Genomic DNA, 25,227 nt, shown 5'->3' with positions numbered 1-25,227 from the left:
GCAACTGTACATGTCTATTCTGATGTATTTTGTTTTTGGTCTAATTGATGACTAAAGAAAGTTAGCAGACTTGCACAGACAGCAATTATCCCACCGACCCAAGCTACATTCATTAAATTTCCTTGATGGTAAACAATTCCACCTAATGCAGAACCAAAAGCGATGCCTACGTTGCTTGCTACTGGCATTAGTGAGGCGGCGAGTCCTGTTGCTTTTGGCTGATAAATTCCTGCGAGGTCAATTAAATATAGCTGAGTAGATGTTGTTAAAAGGATAGCCATTAACGACATTAATCCAATATTTATTAATCCTAAAACAAATTGATTGGTAGTCCAAAATAAACTTGTCAGAACAACTGCTTGCACGAGAAAAACAAACCGAAGGCGACCGATAGCATTTTGGGTAGCAATTTTACCAGCGAGGATGTTGCTGAAAATCGAAATAAACCCATAACTAAATAAGATTATACTAATTGACTTATTTGGTGTCCCCATTTCTTTCAAGATTGGTACAAGGTATGTAAAGACTGCATAAGTTGCTCCAAATCCGAGTGCAGGAATGAAAAAAGCCATCAATATACGAGGCTTGGTCAATAAAGAAAACTGATCACGTATCGAACTGCGTACTTGGCTAAGTCTATGAGGTAAGACAAAAAAGGATGCCAAAAACGCCAATCCTCCTAGGAAAGTGGTTAACATGAAAGTGGCATTCCAGCTGTACTCTTCGGCGATAACAATACCAATTGGCACTCCAACGACATTTGCAAGTGTGAAACCACCGAAAACGAATGAAATAGCAAGTCCGCGTTTTTTAATCGGTATGGTTTCACTTGCTACAATCATGGCTAGAGAGATTAAAACTCCTGTTACAATCGCTGTCATAATCCGTAGTGTAAGGAGCATGATATAGCTCGTCGAAATTACGCACAAAGCATTTAGTATGATGAAAGATGCTATTAAAAACAACATCCATTTTCGCTTTGGTAAATGACTTGTTACTGACATCACCAGTGGCGTAGCGATGGCAAACGTAATTGCAAACGCAGAAACGAGTGTGCCGGTTTTTACATTAGTCATATTAAGACTTGAAGAAATATCTGTTAAGATTCCGACAATAACAAATTCACTTGTCCCGAGAACAAATGTTAATAAAGAAAGTGTTAAGATCAGCAACCAATGTTGCTTTGATAATTTTGTGGAGTGCATAAATACCTCTTTCTTAGATGAATGTAAATGTGTGACATAGTAATTACACAACCTTAACATCATACCAAGAATATGTTTGCCTGAAAAACCCTATCTTAGTCAAGTAGAGGATAATGGATTTCCAGAATTGATAAGGATGCAGAGTTAGCAAAAGACCATTAAAAAAGCACACTTCTTGAATTAAATTAAGGACTAACCTAATTTTATAAGACAACATAAAACACCACTAAAATGGGTATGTATGTAATACATGCTTAATCATTTTGGAGGTGTTTTTTTATGACAAGAGTAAGTTATTCTTCAGATATTAAATGGTCGGTTATAAAAGATAAATTAGCAGGTAAATTAACGACAAAAGAAATTTTGGCGAAATATAACATTAAACATCGCTCTCAAATTAATACATGGATGCGGTGGTACAAAAATAATGAACTTTACCGATTCGATCAACCTGTAGGCAAGCAGTACAGTTATGGACAAGGGCCTGAAGGGAAAAGCGAACAAGAAATGAAAGACCGCAAAATGATGCATCTAGAAATGGAAAATGAAATCCTAAAAAAGTTTTTGACCATCAAAAAGGAGTTGAACGGCAAGTAATTTTACAAACTGTGGAGAATCTGCGTAAGAAATATACAGTCACATGTATTTTAAAGGTGCTAGGGATTCCTCGTGCAACCTATTATCGTTGGATGAAAGAAGGAATCCGAGGATTTTCAGCCATTGAAACAGTACTGATTGAGCTATGTAAAAAAACGAAATATCGTTACGGTCATCGTAAGATAAGATATTTACTTCAAAAAGAATATGGTTATCAATTGAATCGCAATACGGTACAAAAGCTGATGCAAAAGCACAACCTACAATGTCGGGTGAAAAAGAAACGAAAATTTAAAATAGACCAAGGGCCAGAAATCATTGCCCCTAATTTATTAGCACGCTGTTTTACAGCTACGGCACCCAATGAAAAGTGGGTAACAGATATAACGTACATTCAATATGGTTCTACAACGATGTATTTGGCAACGATTTTAGATTTGTTTAACAATGAGATTGTCGCATATAAATTATATGACCATCAACAAACACCACTTGTGATGGATGTGTTAAAGGCGGCTTTAGAAGAAAGAAATTATCCAAAAGGAATCCTTGTCCATTCAGACCAAGGAAGTGTGTATACATCGTATGCCTATCAAAATTTTTTAGAGGAAATGAATTGTCGAGCAAGTATGTCACGACGAGGAAACTGTTGGGATAATGCGGTGATTGAGTCATTTCATTCACATATCAAAAGCGAAGCATTTTTACGTGTGAAAGTTCATTCACTAACAAACGAAGAAACGAAATTACGTGTAGCAGCATACATGTGCGAGTATAATCAAGAACGTATACAAGAAAAATTAGGCTACTTAACTCCCCTTGAATATGGAAAGCAAGTAGCTTAATTAGGTGTTTTATGTGTGTCTCAAATGACTAGGTCAGTTCATTAGGCTGTTCTTTATTTATTGACATGGAGTTAACTCCATCTTTTAAAGTGAATATATTAATATGGCAAGCGTTCATAGGGGCCTTTACTATCCAAATTCAATAATGTCGTAATAAAAGAAGGTAGACGTTTTTGAATTTCCTCTAATGGCATAATTTTAACTTCATTTGAAATAATACCAGTGCCAGCATAGTCGTGACCTAAACAGCAAATGGTTGTAGGGCCATTAAAATGCTAACAAACTGTTTCTTCTAGAGAACTAGAAACTCAAGTTCATTAGAGTCTCATAACTTTTATCATTACACTCATACTCGGTTATATAAAGGCTGCAAAAAAAGTATGATGAAGCAAGAAGCCACAAGGAAAGAGAAGACTAGAGAAATTAAAATATATTCTTTATATCACAAAAAGTGTCAGGTGCTATTAAAAATGCCTGACGCTTTTTTTGTTTTATTGTGAGTAGATTGGGTATTAACTATCATAAGCAAGTTATAGCAAGAGACATTGTAGGAATAATCGAAAGGGAAAAGGAGTAATAGCCAACATGTTGTTGAGTAATAAATTTATATTGGTCTTTAGTATAATCATAGTTTGCTTTTTGTCTGGTTGCACAGAGAAAAAGTTTGAAGAGGGATCTGAACTAATTAATAAAAATCAATTTGTTTTTGCGGCTTCAGGTGAATTTAAGCCATTTAGTTATATAAATGACGATCTCACAATGTCGGGCTTTGATATTGAGGTTGGTGAAGCGATTGCTAAGGAAATGGGCCTTGAGCCGGTTCAGAAACGAATCAAATTCAAAGGGATTGTTGAAGGGGTAAAAACAGGACGAGCGGATGCAGCGGTAGCGAGTCACACGATTAACCCACAACGAAGTAAACATGTTTCTTTCTCTACTCCGTATTATTATTCGGGACCAAAAATTTTCACCCGACCAGATAGTAAAATTAAGACTGTCGAAGATTTAAAGGGAAAGGAAGTAGCTGTTGCAAAAGGATCGACATATGCAGATACAGCTTCCAAGTATACAGACAAAATAAGAACATATGACAGTGATATTACAGCTTTAAAGGCGTTGAGCAGCGGACGTCATGATGCAGTAATCACAGATTTTGTTACAGGAAAAACTGCTGAAAAGGAAGGATTTAAGATTAAAGGACAGCAATTAATTAATCGCAGTGAGCAAGCGATTGTGCTGCCCCAGGATAATCCAAAGCTATTGAAGCGAGTAAATGAATCTTTGGAACAACTCCGGGAAAATGGGACATTGACTCAAATCAGTCTCAAATATTTTGGTGAGGACATTACTGTAAAACCAGAATAAACTAATGCTTATTAAAAGAAAGGAAGTACTATTTTGCCAAGTTTTTCGCATTTTTTTCACACACTAATGGAAACAAAAGGTGTATTCTTTAATGCCATGCTATTAACATTAGAGCTGACGGTGGTTTCAATCTTATTTGGAATCGTCATTGGACTTGTTTTTGCTTTATTAAAAATTTCTAATATAAAAATTTTAGAACTTATTTCAGATATCTATGTTTATTTGGTCCGCGGAACACCGTTGATTGTACAAATATTTATCCTCTACTTTGGAATTAGCGGGATTTTCCTTCTTCCTGATTTTTGGGCTGCTTCACTTGCTCTAGCCTTACATAATGGGGCTTATATTTCTGAAATCCTTCGAGGAGCAATTCAGTCAGTCGATAAAGGCCAATTTGAGGCAGGACGTTCTTTGGGGATGACAAAGACACTGACTTTAAGAAGGATTATTCTTCCACAGGCATTCCGTCGAGCGTTGCCACCTTTAGGCAATCAATTTATCATAAGTTTAAAAGATTCTTCGTTAGCCGCATTTATCTCCATGAATGAGTTGTTTAACGTGGCGACAACACTTGGGTCGAATAATTTTGATGAGATGACCTATTTACTCATTGTAGCAGTTTACTATTTATTGCTGGTGGCATTGATGACATTTATAGTGAAACGAACTGAACTGAAATTATCAGTAAGCGACAGATAGGAGTTGAAAAGGTTGGGCACCAAGGAAATGATTAAAATAAACCAATTGAATAAATCGTTTGGAGATTTACACGTATTGAAAAGTATCGACATGACAGTCTACGAGAGCGATGTCGTTTGTCTAATAGGAACAAGCGGATCAGGGAAAAGCACCCTCCTTCGTTGTTTGAATTTTTTAGAAAGAAAGGATAACGGCAATATTATAATTGAAGGAAAGGAAATCGATCCACGGACAGATGACCTTAACGAGATTAGAGAAAAGGTAGGTATGGTGTTTCAAAACTTTAACTTATTCCCACACAAAACAGTACTGGAAAATATTATTGAAGCACCTATTATGGTAAAGGGTGTAGACAAAGAGAAGGCTATAATCAAAGCAAAACAATTATTAAAAAAAGTAGATTTGGAAGATAAGTCGGATGTCTATCCTAGTAAACTATCGGGTGGGCAAAAACAACGGGTAGCGATTGCTAGAGCGCTTGCAATGGAACCAGATATTATGCTTTTTGATGAGCCAACATCAGCACTCGATCCCGAGCTTGTGGGAGAGGTTTTAACAACTATGAAAGATTTGGCTGAAGAAGGAATGACAATGGTTGTTGTAACCCATGAAATGGGATTTGCAAGAGAAGTAGCGGATTGGATTGTATATATGCACGATGGGAAAATTATTGAGCGCGGCACACCTGAACAATTTTTCAACCACCCGAAAGAGGAGCGAACGCGGGAATTTTTAACTGCGACAATGCTTAAATAAATCTAAGAGGTCCTGCCTATATTAAAGCAGGGCCTCTTATGGCTTGAGATAAATATTTGCCGATATAACTTGCTAAACTCACTAAATTCCCCTACTTTAAAATATGAGACTATTATATAGCAAGAGGGTAATGGGGGAATGACATGAGTAAAAAAGATGAAGCCTTACTACAAATTGAGCGAGTATTGGAGGAACTGAAAAAGAGCGAAGAAGAAAGTGCTGCTACGGCCGTTGTCGGACAGCGTAGAGGAAATGCCAATATCTCAAGAGCCTTATTTAAGACCATATTTAAATTCTGGGGATTAAAAATTTTTTTAATAGCACTACTTCTCATAGTCATAGCAACTGGAGGTACTTGGTTATTTTTTGGAAATACATTTAAAAATGAAAGCACAGTATTTGTAGAACAGGTTCAGGAATTAGCAACGCTTGCAACGGCTGAAGCACATGTAACAGTAACCATTGAAGAAGAGGATAATAAGCTGTTCGGAAATAACATTCCGGTTAATTTACCTGGTACAAAGAGAGAGCTGTTATTAATTGTACCTGCCATAGTCATTGCGGGAGTTGATCTTAAAGAGATAACTTCAGAAGATATAAAAGTTAATGAGAATAAGAAGGAACTAGAAATCACTTTACCACGAGCAACGCTTATACATGATCCCGCAATCCAGATGGACTATGTCAAAACATTCTCAGACGAAGGACTATTCCGTGGTGAAGTCAAATGGGATGAAGGGTTTGACCTAGCAGCAGTAGCGCAGAAGGAAATTAAAGATAAGGCAATTGAAATAGGTTTATTAAATTCAGCAGAAAAAAGTGCGGAGAAAGTTCTCAAGGGGTTCTTTAGCAATCTTGGCTATACAGTGAAAATAACATATAAATAAACTAAAAATTATTAAGCTCAATAATGAAATCCTCTAGTTAAAAAATGGAGGCAAGCTAGTTTCCCTTTTTACAGTAATAAATAGAGAGAGATAGAAATTTACTCCAACAAATTGTGTGAAATTCTCTTAAAATAAAAAAACTCCCTTCCCTCTGCACATAGAATGAAGGGAGTTTACTTACTATTATTCCAATACTTAACGATTATGTCCGCACATTTTTTGGATTTGGTGCTTCATCTTCTTCAAACTTTAAGCTACATAAGGATTCTAAAATAGAAATAGCATCATTCGCTAATAATGTGAATGATGCTATTTTAAATCAAATATTTGATTGTTGAACATCCGAAGCCGTCGTTTTATATTCGCCCCTTACATTCGTTTTTCTTGTTAAAGAAAAGACTGCACATGCTAAGGCAATAAGAACAAGGAATCCCCCATACCAAGCTGCATGCGAGATCGTACTTGTTTGATTTAAAACAATCCCTCCAAATCCAGAACCCATGGAAATCCCGATTTGTAAAGCTGAATTGTTAAAGCTTTGCTGAATATCCGAAGTAGCTGGATCTGTTTGAATTAGATAGCTTTGTTGTGGTGGAGATAGACTCCAGCTTAATGCTCCCCAAATCATCATTACTGGAATAAATACAATGAGTGAGAAGGTAGTGAATGGGAGCAGGAACAGCACAACAGCAAATGAGATTATGACAATAAGGATACTTTTAGGAGCGCCAATTGTATCTGAAAGTGTTCCACCAAATGCTCCGCCGCTAACCGCTGCAATACCAAATAAAAGATAACAAAGGCTTATCCAATAAGAGTTCAGATGAAGTTCCGTTTCTAAAAATGGAGTGAAATATGCATATATTGTGTAATGTCCTGCTAGCATAAACATCGTTGCAAGATGGGCAGTACCTATTTTCGAGCTTGCAACTGCCTTTAATTGTTGTGAAAGCGGGATTACGATTTCACCTGGAATCCGCTCTAAATAGATTGAAATCAGGATAAAAGAGCCTACCGATAATATTGCAATACCTAGGAAAATAACCCGCCAACCAAAATAATCGGAAATTAGAATTCCAAGTGGTACGCCTAATACAAGCGATGAACTAATCCCCATATAAATTAGGCCTAGCGCCTTCGCTCGATGCGTCGGTGCAACAACTTTTGCAGCGATTATTAAAGAGAGCACAGTGATAAGTGATGTACTCATTGCACTTAAAACACGGGCAATCATCATAAAAGTGAAATCTGTGCTAAAATAAGTGATGATATTACTGATGAAAAAAATAAATAACGAAATAAGGTATAGCTTCTTCCGTTCGATTTTACTCGTTAAAACTAATAGTACTGGGCCAGCAATCGCATAAATAAGGGCAAATACCGTAATTAACTGTCCTGCAGTACTTATGGAAATATTCATATCAGTTGCAATGATTGGAAGAATACCGCCGACGATTAATTCAACCAGCCCAACAGCAACTGTAGATAATGCTAGTATAATAACTTTGAAATTCATTCTGCTTACATCCTCTCTGATGAAATAATTAGAAAATAAAAAAATCCTGATTACAAAAAATGAATAGTTCATTTTCTGTAATCAGGATTTTAAGGTTCCTGGTAGAGACCCTCAAGCCGTATTCTTGAGGTTATACAGTACAATATTAATGTGTAATATATCGAGCACGTTGAATAGTTTACTAGCTTTTCTTTGAATTATCAAGATACAATTTTAACAAGACCATTACAACGTTTATTTTAAGCGACTTTTGATGGTTTTGTCATTGATTAAATAGGATTCATTCCTAACTACAATCCATTTCCTGGATTTCTAAAATATTTTTTTTTGGAAAAGAAGGGAATGGAACTTATTTTATAGAAATTTAAAGTTATTTCGAGAAAATAAGGGGGATGGTATATGGATTCTATATTTGTTGAAGAAGTAAGTGTAAAAGAGCAGACAATTTTTAATCATGTTGGAAATAAAATAAAGGCAATCGATCGAGAAATCGACATTATCGCGAAATTTAAAGAGCCGTTGGTCGTCGTTTTAGGTTCCGTATTAGATGAAGGGGAATGTGAGGCACTAATTCAAATTTCAAAAGATCGTCTGGAGCGTTCAAAAATCGGGAGTTCCAAAGAAGTGAGCAATATAAGAACGAGTAGTGGTACATTTTTAACGGATATCGATCATGATGTGATTACAAACGTGGAAAAAAGAATTGCTTCTATTATTGATATTCCAATTGAGCACGCGGAAGGCTTACATATTTTAAATTACAAACCAGGACAAGAGTATAAAGAGCATTATGATTATTTTGCTACGGCAAGTAAGTCCGCGAGTAATAATCGCATTTGTACATTTGTGTTGTACTTAAATGATGTGGAAGAAGGCGGAGAAACCTATTTTCCAAAGCTTAATTTATCAGTTTTCCCTAAAAAGGGGATGGCGGTTTATTTTGAATATTTTTATAACGATCAACTCTTGAATGAACTGACATTACATGGTGGTGCACCTGTTATTTCGGGAGAAAAATGGATCGCAACACAGTGGATTAGAAGGAAAAAAATTGATTAGGCATAAGGCTACGAAAGGTTTCCGTAAATAAAAAACGAACTATCGTGAAATGCTCTGAAGTATTTTACGATAGTTCGCTTTTTCATCATAAAAAGTTCGGTTATAGGACCTATAATTTAGGTTTGTTCCATCCGATCAACTGAAAGGTTAGTTAATAAAACAATCTTTAATAAGTTGTGCTAAACGAATTAGCCCTTCTTCTAATTGAGCCATTGAGGCGTAAGAGTAGGATAGTCGAAGGTGATGATCATCGGCTTTATCGTAAACGCTTCCCGGATTTAATAAAATACCTTCTCGAAGTGCGCTATCAAATAGTTTTCGAGTAGAGATGCCTGATTGTAATGATAGCCAAATATAAAATCCACCTTTAGGAACTTCCCAAGTGGCTATGTCAGAAAAATATTTTTTTAAAATTTGAATAGTAAAATCTCTTCTGAATTGTAAGTCCTTTCTTATATCCTGTAAATATTCCTCATATAAACCACTAGAAATCCATTTTTCTACAACATATTGTGATAATGAGCTTGAGCCATAATCGGTTTGCATTTTTATATCTGCCAAACGTTCAATGACTGGTTGTGGTCCCACAATCCATCCAATCCGTAAACCAGGGCTTAAGGTTTTTGACACACTACCTATATACAACACATTCCCTTGTGAGTCATTGGATTTCAAAGGCTTTGGAGGAGTATTTTCAAACCATAGATCGCCATAAACATCATCCTCAATAATAGGAATGGATTCTTTTTGACAGACCTTTAATAATTCTATTCTTCTTTTCTCAGACATTAAAGTCCCTGTAGGATTGTGGAATGTCGGAATCGTATAAAGTAAAGCCGCATTATGTTGACGCTTTATCCGTCCAATCGATTCAACTGTGATGCCTTTATCGTCTAATGGAACACTTAATAAGTTCATTCCAGCGGATTGGAATACGTGTACCGAGTTCAGATACGAGGGTGTTTCATGTAAGATTGTTGATCCTCTTTTTAATAGACCGATTGATATTAATTGCAATGCTTGAAGCGCTCCAGAAACAATTAAAATTGATTCAGTTGATGCTTCAATTCCTTTTGATTTTAAATATCCACTAAGCGTTTTACGCAATGACAAACTACCTTTAGGCTCCATGTAACCAAGCGATATAGATTGTTCATTAATTAGTTGTAGTATTTGTTTCATTTTATTGTTTGGTAACAAATCTGGAGAAAGTTCACCTGTTCCAAGCCTAATTATTTGAGGGTCTGTTTCTGCCTGGTTAATTTTTTGGATGATCGTCATATTAGGCTGATGCATACCAGATTTAACATAATTAATCCAATCTGGAGGTGGGGTAGAAGCAAGCAGACCCCATGAATTATTAATAACCTTCGTACCGCTGCCAACTCTAGATTCAATTAAACCATCCGCAGCCAATTCTTCAAGTGCAAATACAATTGTACTTCGGTTGACTTGAAATAGTTTTGCTAAATGTCTTTGTGGAGGTATTTTTGTACCAATTGTCCATTCGCCATTTATTATTTTATTTTTCAGGTAGTCAGATATTTGCTGATGTAATGGAATAGATGAGGATTTTCGTGGTTTCCACTCGATTTCGGACATGTCGATCTCCATTCATTTTCTTTTATTATAACAAAATGGTTGGGATACTTCCCATCCAATTGGTTGGAGACAGAGTACAGTTCCACCTTTATTCTAAAAAAGAATAGGGGGAATTACTATGGAACCATTAATTCATGGAATGCTATTAGCATTTGGTTTAATCTTGCCGTTAGGCGTTCAAAATGTCTTTATATTTAATCAGGGAGCGACACATAAAAAATTTACTAATGCTTTGCCTGCAATAATTACAGCAGGAGTTTGTGATACTGTGCTTATTTATTTAGCTGTAACCGGTGTATCAATTATTGTTTTTAGTTTTGAATGGTTGACATTGTTGTTATATTTAATAGGTTTCTTTTTTTAACGTATATGGGATGGGTTATATGGAAAGACAAGTCTGAAGTAAGCACTAATCAAGAGGAAAATCTATTTTCAGCACGGCGTCAAATCACATTTGCTGTATCTGTATCATTACTTAACCCTCATGCTATTTTGGATACAATAGGCGTAATTGGGACAAGTTCATTGACTTATACAGGGTATGATAAATGGGTATTTACGCTCGCTTGTATAGTAGTATCTTGGATCTGGTTCATTTCCTTAGGAGTTCTCGGAATAAAGGTCGGTCAAATTAATGGAAATAGGAATTTCCTAAAACGTATAAATCAAATTTCAGCCATTATTATTTGGATTATGGCTATTTATATGGGATATAAACTGTACTCGTTGTTATTCTAATATGAATTTTTTAGGGAGACTTACATAGTAAATAGGGAGAATCTTATTAACACTCCGAAACTGCTCGGTTTGTTTATATACGTTTCGGTAAAAAAGTAAAATAAGAACAAACATCTAGATAAAGTGCATAGTATATTGAAAACAATTACACGAAAGGCGGAATCCTTTGTATCAACCACAAATTTCGTTTCAACCCTCTCCTGTTTCACGTGAAATAACTGTGACAGGAAATGGAGAAATTGATGCACAGCCCGATTATGTTCAAATTCAGATAGAAGTGCGTACAGAAGGAAAAAATGCCAGTCTGGCTCAGCAAGAAAATGCCATCATCATGAATCGCGTTCTCGGATCGCTCGTGGCGTTAAATATCCCTAGAGAGGCGATCCAAACAACGGCGTATACAATTTCTCCAAGCTACGACTATATTGAGGGAAGACAAGTGTTTAGAGGCTACGAGGTGCAAAATGCGATTACAGTTAAAATAACGGATATTAGTCAAGCTGGTACAGTTATTGATACGGCAATAAAAAATGGGGCAAATCAAGTTTCAGCGATTCAGTTTAAAATAGAAGATTCGGATATGTATTATAAAAAGGCTCTTAATTTAGCACTTGTCAATGCAATCGCGAAAGCCAAATCTATGGCTGAAACGTTACATGTACCTTTACAAATTATACCAGTCGAAATTATTGAAGAGAGTCATAATATTACGCCAGTTCCATATAAGTCGATTCAAATGAGTAATCAGGAATTTATGACACCGATTGAGCAGGGGAGAATTCCTATTACTGCATCTGTACGGGTAAAATTTCGATTTTAATGGTGCTTTTTCTATACTCCCCCTCTGATTATCATTTGGTAGAGGGGGATGCTTTATTATTCCTACATAAATGAATGAAGCTTTATATCCCCTATCAGTATAAGTGAACCGATTGGCATAGCATTACCTGTGTTACGGAGAACTGCATTATTTAGCAATAGGAATAACAGTTAACTTCATTTTTTGATTATGTGAATTGAATTCATAGTTTTCCCCAGATTTTATAGAAACTATTGCTTCCTCGCCGCTAAACTTTTCATCCATATAGACGAATACATAATCTTCTGTTTCAATCGAAATCAATTCACCCGGTATCCCTTCGACAAAATGCTGTAAACTGTAGCCAGCTGCACTATATGTAAAAATAGCAATAGCTGGTGAATCGTTGATCTTTAAAGCAAATGCAGTTAATTCATCTTCATTAAACCAAAAATCTTTTTTTGTAATGACTGGTATAGTTTTATCGAGTGTATATTCTTTTAAAAGATGAAATTCGAGCACTCCCCATAGATTCTCTTGTGTAGGATATTCCTTATTTGTCCACGTAGAGACTTGTGTAACTTTTCCATTTTTATTAATACTTAGGTTGACGCCAATTTGGGGTGTTTCTAATGCATGTACACGAAATTGCCCAACTGTATAGCCAGGCTCATAGTGTTCAGGCGTTACCGAAAATTGTTGATTCGGATATGTTTGGTTCAAATAAAATTCTAATTGATTATATCTTTCTGAGTGGGTTTTAGTTTTTAAAGTAGGATAGTAAGCAATATAACTTATATAACCGATTATTAGCAGAATAATAATTATGAATAAGCCTTTATTTCGTTTTCTAAAAAGGATTGCAATAATTAAAATAATGATTAATAGAATAAAAGCAATCATGCCAAAATAAATTACTTCAGATGGTGACAATTTATCCCCCCTCAAATAAAAAGCAAATATTTACTTTTAGCATAGCAGAGAAGAGTGAGTTAATACATAAATTCATTAAGATGCAACCAAATCGATTAACTTTCTACTATATAGTTAGGGAAAAGAATTATGTATATAAAGGAGATAATCAAATGGACGATCAAAAAATTATTCAATTATATTTAAATCGTTCGCAACAAGCTATCGAGGAGACGAAAAAAAAATACGGGGCCTATTGTAAAGTCATAGCAAGAAATATACTGTCCGATTATTCAGATGTTGAAGAATGTGAAAATGATACATATTTTGCAACTTGGAACGCAATACCACCTCATATACCGAGGAAGTTCTCTGTATTTCTTGGAAGTATTACACGTAATATTGCGCTAGATAAATTCGGCTATAACACTGCTAAAAAACGTAATCATGAGTTTGAACGAATATTAAATGAACTCGAAGAATGTTTAGCATCTCCAATGACAGTCGAGGGTCAATATGAATCTGGTGAAATCGCTAACCTAATCAATCAATTTCTCTATAGAATTGACGAACAAGCAAGAAACTTATTTATTTTAAGATATTGGTATTCAGATTCAATAGAAAGACTATCTAGTAGATTTAATATAAGTAATAGTAAAGTGAAATCTATATTGTTTCGGACGAGAAAAAAGCTTCGAATTTATTTAGAAAAAGAGGGAATTAATCTATGAATAAGAAAGAATTATATAAGGAGCTCGGTTTAATTGATGAAGATCTAGTTGCGGCTGCTTTAACTAGTGGCGGAGAAAAACAGAAAAAAAAGCGCTCCAAAAAATGGGTAGTTTTAGTGGCGTGTCTTGTCCTGTATTGTTCAACCTCTACAATTTTACTGGCAGCCGCGTATTATAAAGACCAAAATACAGAACCCTATATACGTTATTTAACAGCAGAAAGTCTGGAGTTAATGCCTACACCTAAATTTGAAGCAAAAAAATTTCTTGAAGCATTAAAAAGTGACAATAATGAATATGTGTATATTGCAATTAATCGATTAATTGAAACCTTTAATGATGAAAAGTTGAGAGAACAAGCAATAAAAGAAATTCAGCCATTTTTAAAAAGTGAAAATGAAAAGATTGCCGATGCAGCAACTTTTGCGCTAGATCTTTTAACGAAAACGTATCAAAGTCCGATGCTTACGAAATTAAAAGATGGCAGTATAGTATTTACGTTATTTAATAATTATTCCGATTATGGTAGCCAAAATGTTCTTTGGAAAATTAAAGATGATAAACTTGAAGAGTTTTTTAGTTTTTCTTCACCTTCTATGTATATAACAGACATTGTTGCTTCACCAAATAAGCAGTTAATTGCAATAGTTACAAGTTCTAATAAAAGTGAGTTCGTGCAAATTATTAATGTAGAAGAGGGTAAAATAAGTCCGGAAATTATCGAATCAGCAAGAGTAAACTATGGAGCACAAAAAGGGTTAGATACTTGGATTCGAACTGATCATGAAAATTATAATTCTGTCATGAATATCTCTTGGAAAGATAATGATACTTTAGAAATTGAGGCATCTTTAGCTTATGATGATACAGCGATTATCGAAAATGTCCATATCGTATATCAATCAAGCCATAAGGTAATGGAAGTAAAAGCTCGATAGTGGAAGAGGGTATTAGAAGGATTCTTCATTAATTCTATAGAATTTTTATCAGGTTTGATTTTGAGAGTTGGTTCGTTTACAAGAATATACCATACAAATTCAAGGAGTAAATTTTGATGATGATTGTCAAAGCCTCGAAGAATTCGGAAGCAGGAAATCTTCCAAGCCCAGAACTCATTGAAGCCATGACGAAGTACAATTTTTCTTCAAGAGTAAATGCATTATCCCCTGTTTCAGTTAGATTAGCTGCTTATTATTGTACAATTGAGTCTACCAACGGAAACAGCGAATACATTACTTCAAATAAATTAGATGAAGTAGCTTCTCTAATAGGTACAACAAAGAGACACCTGAATCGCATTTTAAAGCAATGGAGTGAAGAAGGTAGCATTCATCGGGCAGGAGACCATATTCAAATTTTGAATTGGGAAAAGATTAGAATGTATTCAAATAATGTACGATTTGAATAATAAATATAAACCAAACCAGGATAACCATTGAGCAGTCTATGCATGAAATAGACTGCTTTTTTAATGTATTTTGAAGCTGTATTCTGTTCAAAATAAGAGAATGAAAATAATTTTTTGTTTTTTTGGAATAATTTTTGTAACTAAACTAAACTACTCACGTCTACTTGTTTGAAATCTAATTTGAAAAGGAGCACACATATCAATGAAAAAGCTACAGCTGTTATTTATAGCAACAATTATAGGGGGATTACTAATGGCAGGTTGTTCAAAAGATGACACAACAGCGCCGGTAGAACCAAAGTTAACTCCAAATGAAATGGTTGAGGAGATGCTAGAGAAAGTGGAGCAACCAGCACTAATGGAATTACCTGCAGAGCAGGTGAAGGACATTTATAATATAGATCCTGAAAAGTTTGAAGAATATGCGATTAGAATACCCATGATGAATGTGAAGACAAATGAAATTGCTATTTTGAAAGTGAGAAATACAGAAGATATATCAGAAGTGGAAGAAGCGGTAAAACAACGAGCGGAAATGGTGAAAAAGCAATTTGAAACATATCTTCCAGACCAATTTGAAAATGCGAAAAACTATAAGCTAGTTACGAAAGGCAACTATGTATTGTTTGTCATTTCAGAAGAGGCAGACGAACTTGTAAAAGTATACGATAGTTTCTTTAAACAACAATAAACAATGGTTTTTAGCGGTCTACTCTTTCTATTTTTGTTCCTGCCGGCTGTATTCATTCTTTACTATTGTTCGCCACGGCGGATACGAAATTTAATTTTATTTAGTACAAGTCTTATTTTCTATGCATGGGGAGAACCTGTTTATATTGTCATTATGCTCGTGTCGACCCTTGCGGATTACTTTTTCGGGCTGCTGCTGGATAAACCTAAATTAAGTAATTTTAAACGAAAGTGCATTGTTGCAGTATCTATTGTCTTCAGCCTGACACTGTTATCTTACTTTAAATATGCTGATTTTCTTATTCAAAATATAAATGCATTGTTCGGTCTGGATATTCCTTTAACGGAGCTTCCATTGCCTATCGGAATATCCTTTTATACGTTCCAGTCGATGTCTTATATTATAGATGTATATAGGGGGACAGCGAGGGCGCAGCGAAACTGGATTGACTTTGGGGCATATGTGGCGTTGTTTCCTCAATTAGTTGCAGGTCCAATCGTGAAATATAATACGATTGCAGAACAGCTTCATAATCGGTCAGAAAGTATAGAGCTATTCGCAGAAGGAATTAGAAGGTTTACGATCGGTCTGGCGAAAAAGGTGCTACTTGCAAATAATATCGGTTTGCTTTGGGATAGCATTTCGAGCTCCCACCCAGGGTCATTGCCTATGTTAACCGCTTGGCTGGGAATCATTGCGTTTGCCTTCCAGATTTATTTTGACTTTAGCGGCTATTCTGATATGGCGATTGGTCTTGGGCTTATGTTCGGTTTTCGGTTTAATGAAAATTTCAATAAGCCGTATACTTCCCAGAGCATAACCGATTTTTGGAGGAGATGGCATATTTCGCTTGGTAGCTGGTTCAGGGAGTATGTTTATATTCCGCTTGGAGGCAACCGGCATGGGTTACTCAAACAAGCACGGAACATTTTGATTGTCTGGCTGCTGACAGGATTTTGGCATGGAGCAAGCTGGAATTTCATTTTATGGGGGCTGTATTTTGGTATTATCCTCATGATTGAAAAGTGGTGGGGATTAAAGCTATTGTCTGCCTTGCCACGCTGGGTTCGACATGTATATGCGATTATTCTAATTTTAGTAGGCTGGGTATTGTTCGCTTTTGAAACACCGTCTTTAATCGTGGCTTATTTAAGTGCTATGGCGGGCTTCAATGATCAACCACTATGGAATACTGAAACCGGATACTTTTTTTATACGAACGCAGTTTTGTTGTTTGTATTAGTTATCGTCTCTTTACCGAAGAAGCAATGGGCAAGAACGAGTGAATTGTCGCTGCTTCATCTAGTATGGTACGGCTTTCTCTTCCTTCTTGCGGTTGCCTATTTAGTAGACGCAACGTTTAATCCGTTTTTATATTTCCGTTTCTAAGGGGTGAAAACTTGAAGAAGAAAGCTGAGCAACTATTAGTCATTTTGTTTGTTGGGACATTGTTTCTTTTGTCGATGTTATTTTTTCTTTTGCCACACCAACGTTTTTCTGAGCTAGAAAACAGATATTTACAACGTCCACCAAAGCTAACGCTAGAAAATGTACTGTCCTCAAAATATGCAGAAGAAGCTGAGAATTATGTAACGGATCACTTTCCTTTCCGAAATAAATGGCTATGGGCAAAGTCCGTGAGTGAACAAGCTCGACTACAGCAAGAAAATAATGGTATTTACAAAGGGGAAGCCGAATACTTATTTGAAAAGTTTTTACAGCCTAATTATGAAAAGTTACAGGAATATATAGAAGCATTAAATGTATTTTCTGGGAATCATCCTGATGTAGACATGACATTAATGTTGGCACCTACATCAGTAGGACTTTATCCCGAGCGCTTGCCATGGCTTGCCCCTTCGTATTCGCAAGAAAAGGTAAATAATTATATTGGTGATCAACTAAAGAAAGAGGTAACATATTTGGACGGCTTTAATTTTCTTCGGCCCCATGTTTCGGAATCCATCTACTATCGTACCGATCATCACTGGACGACATACGGAGCTTATTTGGCATATGTTGCATATGCGGAGAAAAAGGGGTGGCAGCCTCTTTCTCAACGGGAATTTTTGATTCGAGAGGTGAGTAATTCGTTTCTTGGTAGCTATCATACAAGAAGTCAGTTTCAAGGATTATCTCCAGATACGATTGAAGCTTACCTTCCCCATGAGCAAGTAGCAACCGAACTATTCATCGCGGATACGAATGAAAGGTTGACAAATATGTATGATGAAAGCTTTCTTCAGAAGAAGGATCAATACTCCTATTTTCTAGGCGGCGTACATGCGTTGATGACGATTAAATCCGATCTTGATGCACAGCACATTGAACAGGAAAAGTTGCTCATTATTAAAGACTCCTATGCCCATAATGTAATCCCATTCCTTACAAATCACGTATCCGAAATCCACGTGATTGACATACGGTATTATAATGGGAGTATTGCTGAGTATATGTCTGAGAATGCACTGAAGAATGTTTTATATTTATTTAATACTGCTACCTTCGTTGATGAAGCATCATTATTAAAGCTGAATAACTAAAAAAGCATTTGTTAGATGAATTTAAACTTGAATTAATAATAAGTATAGACTATGAAAAGTGAAGCAGATATTGCTTCACTTTTTTTATTTTAAGGACAGACCATAAAAGCAAGAATGAGGACGAAATCCAAGGCAATTGCTTGTTAAAATGAGTCCATCAAACATTAGGAGGATTTTATATGATTTAATTGAAACAATCGAACGGGCAAAAGTATATGTAGAACACGTTGCTAGTGGAATATTTGTTCCAGGGATGAAGGAATTTGAAGATATTAATGAAATTACAATGAATGTAAATGCACCAATCAATGTATTATCTTTACCAGGTCTAACCAATTGTAATAAGCTTAAAGAAATAGGCGTGAGAAGATTTGGTTTTGGAAATGCCTTATCTGATGAAGTCATGGCTTTTATTGAAAAGAGGGCAGCTGAATTACTATCATTTATGGATACGTCCTGTTTATATGAGTGTTAGTTGGAGGGTAGAAAGGATAGTGGAGCTGATATGATCAATAATATTAATCTCTCTTTTGAAGAGATGTGGGATAAAATCATGGCCTGCGATCATAAGTATGATGGTTTATTTTTTACTGCTGTGAAAACAACGAAAATATACTGTCGCCCTTCCTGCAGATCAAGAAAACCTAAAAAAATAAATGTAACATTTTATAAAGATATTCAGGCTGTAGAAGCAGCTGGTTTTCGTCCGTGTAAAAGATGTCAGCCAGAAGTTGAACATTCTCCACATATTGAAATTGTCAAAAGTATCGTCGCTTTTTTAGTTACCCATTATAAACAACAGTTGTTGTTAAAAGATATAGCAGAAAACGTTGGCTTAAGCCCTTACTATTTAGAGCGTTTATTTAAACAGGAAACTGCTGAAACACCACGTACGTATTTAGAAAAAATACGGGTAGATAAAGCAACGTATCTTCTTAAAAGCACTAAGTTGACAAACATAGAGATTTGCTATGAAGTAGGCTTCCAAAGTCCTTCAAATTTTTATAAAGTATTCCGCAATTTAACTAACTGTACACCTAGCGAATATAGAAAGGGATTCCAACATGAAGTGGATCGACTATGAATCTTATATAAAGATTTTTCCTCCAAAGGACTTTAATTTCAACGAGTGTTTAATTTTTTTGTGTAGGTCCAACCAAGAAGTACTTCATAAAGTTAAAGATGAGACTATATATAAAGTAATAAATTTAAATGATGCGCTCACTTTATGTAAAGTAGATTATATTGATAATTACTTAAAAGTAGAATTTCCTTTAGGGACTCCAGATATTCTTAACCGTCAGCTTGTAGGGAACTATATTTGGGAGTGGTTTGATTTAAATCAAGATTTATATTTATTTTACCAATTGGCTAATAATGATGCAGTGTTAAAGACACTTGCCAATAAATATAGGGGCTTACGGATTATATGTATTCCAGATTTATTTGAAGCACTAGTTTGGGCAATATTGGGCCAACAAATTAATTTAACATTTGCGTACACATTAAAGAAAAGATTTGTTGAACAATATGGAGAATGGGTGGATGTCGAAGGAGAAAGACATTGGTTGTTCCCAACCTTTAATAAAATAGCTTCCCTAGATGTAGAGGAGTTAAAGCAACTTCAATTTACGACGAGGAAGGCGGAATATATTATAGGCATTGCAAAGGAAATGGAGAGCGGATCCTTAACAAAGGAGTTATTACTTCAAGTAAAAGATGAGGATCAAATTCGAAAATCATTAATGTTGTTAAGAGGCGTGGGTGCTTGGACAACAGATTATGTGATGATGAAATGCTTGCATAAAACTTCGGCTTTTCCAAAAGCGGATGTCGGACTGCATAATGCTGTAAAGAGAGTATTAAATCTTAACGAGAAGCCTACTATTGAAGAGCTAGAGGAATATTCAGCTAAATGGGAAGGGTGGCAAGCGTATGCTACCTTTTATCTTTGGAGGTCATTATATGACTAGAAGTTATACACTATATTATAGATCACCGATTGGAACGATAGAAATTATAGGTAGCACTAAAGTAATTCGTTCTATTATGTTTTGTGAAGAGGGTGAAATAGAAAATTTACAGATGATGGAAACCCCTATGGTTTTAATAGAATGCTACAACCAACTTAATGAATATTTTAATGGTCATCGGAAACAATTTACGTTTCCATATGAATTTGAAGGAACCCCCTTTCAAAAATCAGTATGGAACGCTTTAGAAAAAATTCCTTACGCTAAAATAGCATCATATAAGGATATAGCGAGTTTAATTGGAAATGAAAATGCGATTAGAGCGGTAGGGAATGCAAATAGTAAAAATAAATTAAGTATAGTCATTCCATGCCATCGGATTATTGGCTCTTCAGGAAAATTAACAGGTTATGCAGGCGGGCTATGGAGAAAGGAATGGCTGCTTCAGCATGAAAAAGCGATTATCAAGAATAATCTGTAAATGAGTTATTGATGTAAAATTGGGAACTGTCATAAATAAATGAGTTTAATCAAGGAACCACCTAAACATTGATTTAATAATGGTTTAGGTGGTTTAAAAAGGTTTAACATAGTTTCCAAAGAAAAATTGTAGTAACTAATGTGCGATCATTTCATGGGCAATTGTATGACCATCTAGGTGTGAAAAATAAAATGTTGGCCAGTTATCCATTTCCTCTAACAGTTGGTTACGGTCATCTCCCATATAAATGTGATAATGGTCTACCTTTTTTGGAGAGATGTTATGATCACTAAATTGAATATATTTTGGTAACCCCTCGCCATTCCCATTTAGCTTAAAAATATAGCGTACACCACGGTTTCCTTTTGTATACGTAAGAATCTCGTAGCCGTCATATAAGTACTCTCCAGTATGTCCGTGCCCATGATCATAAAATGTTACATGATTGCCCTCGATGACAATACGTTCCACCGATGTTTTGTATCCAACTTCATAATATTCCTTATAAGCTTCAGCTGTTTTCTCCGTATTAAGGGACGCTTTATGTTCAAAAACCTCATCTAAAGAGCCATCTAATAAGTAAGGATAAACAGATTGCCAGTCTCCGGCCCAATCTGAAAGCTTACGATCTTTAACTTGTGCATCATCAAAATAACCGTCGTAAATCTTTTTTTGCTCATTCGTTAAATTTGTATGGACATGAACATCTTTTGTGCTTTCTGTCACCACGGTTTCACTTACATCCTCTTTCATTGCTGTGTTGTTTTCTTGGCACGCTGCTAGCAGCGAACTAACGGCTAAAATAGTTATCCACTTTGCTGTTTTCTTCAATATTATTAACCTCCTCAAATAGTAATCGTTACGTTTTGAAATTATAAATGACATTTTGTGTGCTGTCAACATAAATAGTAATGATTACTATTTATAAAAGAGCAGGTTTTATTAGCTTACCGCGGATGGTCATGGTAATAGTGATATTTATTCCGAATATAGCGGTTTGACATTTATCTCCATGTAATATATTATGTTTTAAGATAAAATACCTGAAACTTCTCAGGAGAGGTTCATAGCTGATACCCTCTATAAAAAACTATGGATACGTGACGAATACGCCATGTCCATATATGGACATGGCTTTTTTTCATCCTGTATGTAGTTGTATAGATAATGTCAGAGCCCTCTCCTTGAAAAAAATGGTATTACTTTTCAAGGGGGTTTTTTTATGTCTGGCCGCAAGCCTACTGAAGGATTAGAAGATTTAACATTATTAGGGAATCAAAAAGTGCAGTATGCATTTAATTATTCACCTGAAGTATTAGAGTCAGTGGACAATCTACATTCAAATCGGGATTACTTCGTGAAATTTAACTGTCCAGAGTTTACGAGTTTATGTCCGATTACGCAACAACCGGATTTTGCAACGATGTATATTTCGTACATTCCGGATAAAAAAATAGTTGAAAGTAAATCATTAAAGCTTTATTTATTTAGTTTTAGAAACCACGGAGACTTCCATGAAGACTGCGTGAATATTATTATGGATGATTTAATCAAACTTTTAGACCCAAGATACATCGAGGTATGGGGGAAATTTACTCCGCGTGGGGGAATCTCAATTGATCCATGGTGTAACTATGGAAGACCGGGAACTAAATACGAAGAAATCGCCAATTATCGTTTAATGAATCATGATTTAAATCCTGAAAAAATCGATAACCGATAGAAGAGAAATAGAATAAATCCTTGTTGGTAAGGAAGAGGTTATTAGCGACCCTCTTAAAAAAACTAAGATGAAAAACAGCATTTCTCTTAGAATGCTGTTTTTTTCTCGATGAAGGAGAATGTAAATGATACAAGAGAAAGCACTCGTTGTATTTAGCGGAGGGCAAGACAGTACAACTTGTTTATTTTGGGCAATGGAACGTTTTGCAGAAGTGGAGGCTGTGACCTTTGATTATGGTCAACGACATCTGCTTGAAATTGAATGTGCCAAAGAAATTGCAAAAGAACTGGGGATTAATCATCACATACTTGATATGTCCTTACTGAATCAGCTTACCCCGAATGCTTTAACTCGGGAAGAAATAAAGGTTGAAGAAGGGGATAGTGATGCGCTACCAACGACATTTGTTCCTGGGCATAATCTACTTTTTCTCTCCTTTGCAGGTGTTTTAGCAAGTCAAGTGAGCGCAAAGCATATCGTAACAGGTGTCTGTGAAACAGATTTTAGCGGATACCCTGACTGTCGTGACATTTTTATTAAATCAATGAATGTCACATTAAATTTATCAATGGATTATTCCTTTGTCATTCATACGCCATTAATGTGGATTAACAAAGCACAAACATGGGGGCTAGCAGACCAACTTGGCGTATTTGAATTTGTGAGAGAAAGAACTCTTACTTGCTATAACGGTATAATCGCAGATGGTTGTGGTGAATGCCCAGCATGTAAGTTACGAAAAAAAGGGCTTGAGGATTATTTAATCGAGAAAAGGAAGTTTTAAAAAGGAGAAAAATTATGAGAATAGTATTTTATTTATTATCCATTGTTGTTGCCAACGTCGTAACAGCAAGGTTTGCACCGTTAGAGTTTGGTATGTTTATCGTTCCTATGGGTACATTTTTTGTTGGAGCAACCTTTATTTTTCGGGACCTTGTACAAAATAAATATGGCCGAAAAAAAACCTATTTCTTTATTTTCTTAGCACTATTTTTATCAGGAACGGCTTCATTTTTATTAGGCGATACTTTAATGATTGTTGCGGCATCTGCGTTATCATTTGTTATTGCTGAAACAGCCGATACAGAAATTTACACACGTTTGAAGCTCCCAATGGCTTGGCGTGTTTTCTACAGTGGAATTGTTGGTGGTCTTTTTGATTCTGTTATTTTTGTCATCGTTGGGTTGAGTCCCCTTGGCGCAGGTTTTTTACCGTGGGCAGCTGTACCGGCTGCTATTGTAGGCCAAGTAGTTGTAAAAACGGTCGTTCAACTGTTAGGTGCTTTAATTTTAAGTCAAGGACTAGCAATAAAGGAAAAACGACTAACAGAAGTGTAGTTTTGAATATAAACCAGTGAGAAGGGATGTTACCACCTTCTCCTGGTCATTTGATTTATCTACTTGTTAATTCTTCATCCACTTCTTCTGGATTAATAATGCCATAATAAAACAGATCTTCATATTTTCCATCTTTTATTACTTGATCTTTTAATAAACCTTCTTGTTTCATACCAATTTTTTTCATTATTTTACCTGAGGCTGGATTTGATTTAAAATAACGTGCGAATACTTTATGTAATTTCTTTTCTTTAAATGCAAAATCGATGATTGCTTTTGCAGCTTCTGTACCGTAACCTTTACCCCAGTATTTTTCACCGATCCAATATGCGATTTCTCCATTATTAAACTGCCGGTTATTAGATAATGAAATTGCGCCTAATAAATCGCCATTTTCTTTATCTGTGATCGCCAATTCATAGGAGCGATCTTCATCAAAATTTTTCTTATGGCGTTCTATCCATACTAATGCGTCGTTTAACGTATAAGGATATGGTATGTAAAGTGTAGTTCTGTAAATATTAATATTATTACAAAGTTCTTTTACCATTTCTGCATCTTGCTTGTTAAAAAGTCTTAATTCCAATCTATCTGTGTAAATCTTATAATTCTCTTTATCGAAATTCATAATAGAACAGCTCCTCATTTTTTGTTATGTTACTATAGCTTTTATGTTCTTCTATATTAAAAAATAAAACTTTTAAAAAAGCGTTTCTACTTGTTTAAGAAAAAAAGCCAGAAGCGGAAGAAAATCTGCTAGTGGCTCAAAAATTAAATTATTTTATGTCAGTTAAGCTAGTTGGTAAATAACAATTCCCGGTACAACTAACAATACCTGAATATTGAGATACTGTTTGATTCCTATCATGGTCAAATCTAGAAAAACCTAAATTTAATGTACCTGTCCATCCGCCCTTATTGTAGTAAATTGTTTTTGGTGGGAATGAGATGATACCTTCATAATACACCGTTTCAACTACCTTTTTAGACTGTACTTGCATTTCGACAATATCGGATTGAGTAGTTGTAGCAGAAGATGGATGTGGTATACTCGTAATAATACCTAATGCTAAAATAAGTGCTGCAAAAATGGATGATGTTTGTTTCATTTGTGACCTCCAAGTTTTTTATTATGAATTAAAAATTTCCTATATTGTATATTCTTTGGAGGTTATTAGTAATCCTTCTTTTTATAATGGTATTTATTGGTTCATAAACTTACTGATATTTAACATCAAGAATTAGCCAGCTTGAGCTAGTTCCAATACCTAATTCATGCTAGCCAATTAACTGCATAATAAAAACCATGACTTTACATAATCATGATTTAATTAGAATAAATAGATTGCGCTCTTTTAA

28 protein-coding genes, 1 pseudogene and 2 riboswitches are annotated in these 25,227 nt (G+C 35.3%); of the genes and pseudogenes, 22 read left to right on the top strand and 7 right to left on the bottom strand.

Going from position 1 to position 25,227, the window contains the following annotated elements; genetic code table 11:
- Positions 1-14 precede the first annotated feature (14 nt).
- The gene (locus tag MKZ17_RS19965; RefSeq protein ID WP_340725437.1) at positions 15-1,205 is read right to left on the bottom strand and encodes an MFS transporter; all 1,191 of its coding nucleotides are present in this window, start codon (positions 1,203-1,205) and stop codon (positions 15-17) included.
- 279 nt (positions 1,206-1,484) lie between these two features.
- On the opposite strand from MKZ17_RS19965, the gene MKZ17_RS19960 reads away from it, so the two are divergent.
- The 6 genes from MKZ17_RS19960 (at position 1,485) to MKZ17_RS19935 (ending at position 6,354) form a co-directional block, all read left to right on the top strand.
- A complete protein-coding gene (locus MKZ17_RS19960) occupies positions 1,485-1,802 on the top strand; it encodes a hypothetical protein (protein ID WP_340721992.1) in 318 nt (105 codons plus the stop codon).
- A gap of 11 nt (positions 1,803-1,813) precedes the next feature.
- On the top strand, positions 1,814-2,647 hold the full coding sequence (locus MKZ17_RS19955) for an IS3 family transposase (protein WP_340721991.1): 834 nt from the start codon (positions 1,814-1,816) through the stop codon (positions 2,645-2,647).
- A 585-nt stretch (positions 2,648-3,232) separates the two neighbouring features.
- Entirely contained in the window at positions 3,233-4,012 is a 780-nt protein-coding gene (locus MKZ17_RS19950) for a transporter substrate-binding domain-containing protein (protein ID WP_340725436.1), read from the top strand.
- Positions 4,013-4,045: 33 nt separating this feature from the next.
- Entirely contained in the window at positions 4,046-4,711 is a 666-nt protein-coding gene (locus MKZ17_RS19945; RefSeq protein WP_340725435.1) for an amino acid ABC transporter permease, read from the top strand.
- 27 nt (positions 4,712-4,738) lie between these two features.
- The gene (locus MKZ17_RS19940) at positions 4,739-5,467 is read left to right on the top strand and encodes an amino acid ABC transporter ATP-binding protein (RefSeq protein ID WP_340725589.1); all 729 of its coding nucleotides are present in this window, start codon (positions 4,739-4,741) and stop codon (positions 5,465-5,467) included.
- A 143-nt stretch (positions 5,468-5,610) separates the two neighbouring features.
- On the top strand, positions 5,611-6,354 hold the full coding sequence (locus MKZ17_RS19935) for a DUF4230 domain-containing protein (RefSeq protein ID WP_340725434.1): 744 nt from the start codon (positions 5,611-5,613) through the stop codon (positions 6,352-6,354).
- A gap of 319 nt (positions 6,355-6,673) precedes the next feature.
- Here the strand turns inward: MKZ17_RS19935 and MKZ17_RS19930 are convergent, their stop codons facing one another.
- Positions 6,674-7,870 (bottom strand): MFS transporter, encoded by a 1,197-nt coding sequence (locus MKZ17_RS19930; protein ID WP_340725433.1) that lies wholly within the window; start codon positions 7,868-7,870, stop codon positions 6,674-6,676.
- A gap of 58 nt (positions 7,871-7,928) precedes the next feature.
- A riboswitch (purine riboswitch) is annotated at positions 7,929-8,028 on the bottom strand.
- A 241-nt stretch (positions 8,029-8,269) separates the two neighbouring features.
- Between MKZ17_RS19930 and MKZ17_RS19925 the strand changes: the two genes are divergently transcribed.
- The gene (locus MKZ17_RS19925) at positions 8,270-8,929 is read left to right on the top strand and encodes a prolyl hydroxylase family protein (RefSeq protein WP_340725432.1); all 660 of its coding nucleotides are present in this window, start codon (positions 8,270-8,272) and stop codon (positions 8,927-8,929) included.
- A 147-nt stretch (positions 8,930-9,076) separates the two neighbouring features.
- Here MKZ17_RS19925 and pdxR read toward each other — a convergent pair whose 3' ends face one another.
- On the bottom strand, positions 9,077-10,531 hold the full coding sequence (gene pdxR / locus MKZ17_RS19920) for a MocR-like pyridoxine biosynthesis transcription factor PdxR (protein WP_340725431.1): 1,455 nt from the start codon (positions 10,529-10,531) through the stop codon (positions 9,077-9,079).
- 118 nt (positions 10,532-10,649) lie between these two features.
- On the opposite strand from pdxR, the pseudogene MKZ17_RS19915 reads away from it, so the two are divergent.
- Together MKZ17_RS19915 and MKZ17_RS19910 are read left to right on the top strand one after the other, a co-directional pair.
- Positions 10,650-11,269: pseudogene (locus MKZ17_RS19915) on the top strand (LysE/ArgO family amino acid transporter).
- A 166-nt stretch (positions 11,270-11,435) separates the two neighbouring features.
- On the top strand, positions 11,436-12,089 hold the full coding sequence (locus MKZ17_RS19910) for an SIMPL domain-containing protein (RefSeq protein WP_340725430.1): 654 nt from the start codon (positions 11,436-11,438) through the stop codon (positions 12,087-12,089).
- A gap of 147 nt (positions 12,090-12,236) precedes the next feature.
- Here MKZ17_RS19910 and MKZ17_RS19905 read toward each other — a convergent pair whose 3' ends face one another.
- Positions 12,237-13,001, bottom strand: coding sequence for a hypothetical protein (locus MKZ17_RS19905; RefSeq protein ID WP_340725429.1), 765 nt, complete (start codon positions 12,999-13,001; stop codon positions 12,237-12,239).
- Between the two features lie 152 nt (positions 13,002-13,153).
- Here MKZ17_RS19905 and MKZ17_RS19900 point away from each other — a divergent pair, with 152 nt between their 5' ends.
- From MKZ17_RS19900 to MKZ17_RS19855, 10 genes are all read left to right on the top strand, one after another.
- On the top strand, positions 13,154-13,711 hold the full coding sequence (locus MKZ17_RS19900; RefSeq protein ID WP_340725428.1) for an RNA polymerase sigma factor: 558 nt from the start codon (positions 13,154-13,156) through the stop codon (positions 13,709-13,711).
- The gene (locus MKZ17_RS19895) at positions 13,708-14,649 is read left to right on the top strand and encodes a hypothetical protein (protein ID WP_340725427.1); all 942 of its coding nucleotides are present in this window, start codon (positions 13,708-13,710) and stop codon (positions 14,647-14,649) included. The genes MKZ17_RS19900 and MKZ17_RS19895 overlap by 4 nt, the downstream gene beginning before the upstream one ends.
- A 116-nt stretch (positions 14,650-14,765) precedes the next feature.
- Positions 14,766-15,119: a helix-turn-helix domain-containing protein gene (locus MKZ17_RS19890; protein WP_340725426.1), complete on the top strand. Its 354-nt coding sequence runs from the start codon at positions 14,766-14,768 to the stop codon at positions 15,117-15,119.
- A 202-nt stretch (positions 15,120-15,321) separates the two neighbouring features.
- Complete coding sequence (locus MKZ17_RS19885) at positions 15,322-15,810, top strand: DUF4358 domain-containing protein (protein ID WP_340725425.1); 489 nt, start codon at positions 15,322-15,324, stop codon at positions 15,808-15,810.
- A 3-nt stretch (positions 15,811-15,813) separates the two neighbouring features.
- Positions 15,814-17,199, top strand: coding sequence for an MBOAT family O-acyltransferase (locus tag MKZ17_RS19880; RefSeq protein WP_340725424.1), 1,386 nt, complete (start codon positions 15,814-15,816; stop codon positions 17,197-17,199).
- An 11-nt stretch (positions 17,200-17,210) separates the two neighbouring features.
- Positions 17,211-18,353: a DHHW family protein gene (locus MKZ17_RS19875; RefSeq protein WP_340725423.1), complete on the top strand. Its 1,143-nt coding sequence runs from the start codon at positions 17,211-17,213 to the stop codon at positions 18,351-18,353.
- Between the two features lie 136 nt (positions 18,354-18,489).
- Positions 18,490-18,828, top strand: a complete 339-nt coding sequence (locus tag MKZ17_RS19870; protein ID WP_340725422.1) for an isocitrate lyase/phosphoenolpyruvate mutase family protein — start codon at positions 18,490-18,492, stop codon at positions 18,826-18,828.
- A 30-nt stretch (positions 18,829-18,858) separates the two neighbouring features.
- Entirely contained in the window at positions 18,859-19,437 is a 579-nt protein-coding gene (locus tag MKZ17_RS19865; protein ID WP_340725421.1) for a bifunctional transcriptional activator/DNA repair enzyme AdaA, read from the top strand.
- Positions 19,418-20,326, top strand: coding sequence for a DNA-3-methyladenine glycosylase 2 (locus MKZ17_RS19860; RefSeq protein WP_340725420.1), 909 nt, complete (start codon positions 19,418-19,420; stop codon positions 20,324-20,326). The genes MKZ17_RS19865 and MKZ17_RS19860 overlap by 20 nt, the downstream gene beginning before the upstream one ends.
- Positions 20,319-20,807, top strand: coding sequence for a methylated-DNA--[protein]-cysteine S-methyltransferase (locus MKZ17_RS19855; protein ID WP_340725419.1), 489 nt, complete (start codon positions 20,319-20,321; stop codon positions 20,805-20,807). Before MKZ17_RS19860 ends, MKZ17_RS19855 begins: the two co-directional genes overlap by 8 nt.
- A 135-nt stretch (positions 20,808-20,942) precedes the next feature.
- Here MKZ17_RS19855 and MKZ17_RS19850 read toward each other — a convergent pair whose 3' ends face one another.
- Positions 20,943-21,638: a metal-binding protein ZinT gene (locus MKZ17_RS19850; RefSeq protein ID WP_340725418.1), complete on the bottom strand. Its 696-nt coding sequence runs from the start codon at positions 21,636-21,638 to the stop codon at positions 20,943-20,945.
- Positions 21,639-21,860: 222 nt separating this feature from the next.
- Positions 21,861-21,907, top strand: a riboswitch (PreQ1 riboswitch).
- Between the two features lie 122 nt (positions 21,908-22,029).
- Between MKZ17_RS19850 and queF the strand changes: the two genes are divergently transcribed.
- From queF to MKZ17_RS19835, 3 genes are all read left to right on the top strand, one after another.
- A complete protein-coding gene (gene queF / locus MKZ17_RS19845) occupies positions 22,030-22,530 on the top strand; it encodes a preQ(1) synthase (protein WP_340725417.1) in 501 nt (166 codons plus the stop codon).
- A 124-nt stretch (positions 22,531-22,654) separates the two neighbouring features.
- Positions 22,655-23,314 (top strand): 7-cyano-7-deazaguanine synthase QueC, encoded by a 660-nt coding sequence (queC, locus tag MKZ17_RS19840; RefSeq protein WP_340725416.1) that lies wholly within the window; start codon positions 22,655-22,657, stop codon positions 23,312-23,314.
- Between the two features lie 14 nt (positions 23,315-23,328).
- Complete coding sequence (locus MKZ17_RS19835) at positions 23,329-23,868, top strand: VUT family protein (protein ID WP_340725415.1); 540 nt, start codon at positions 23,329-23,331, stop codon at positions 23,866-23,868.
- Between the two features lie 55 nt (positions 23,869-23,923).
- On the opposite strand, the gene MKZ17_RS19830 is transcribed toward MKZ17_RS19835, so the two are convergent.
- Positions 23,924-24,496, bottom strand: coding sequence for a GNAT family N-acetyltransferase (locus tag MKZ17_RS19830; protein WP_340725414.1), 573 nt, complete (start codon positions 24,494-24,496; stop codon positions 23,924-23,926).
- A gap of 148 nt (positions 24,497-24,644) precedes the next feature.
- Positions 24,645-24,977 (bottom strand): hypothetical protein, encoded by a 333-nt coding sequence (locus MKZ17_RS19825; protein ID WP_340725413.1) that lies wholly within the window; start codon positions 24,975-24,977, stop codon positions 24,645-24,647.
- Positions 24,978-25,227 lie beyond the last annotated feature (250 nt).

Source organism: Solibacillus sp. FSL R7-0682 (genome assembly GCF_038005985.1).
Taxonomy (GTDB): domain Bacteria; phylum Bacillota; class Bacilli; order Bacillales_A; family Planococcaceae; genus Solibacillus.
This window is presented reverse-complemented; position numbering and strand designations above follow the sequence as displayed.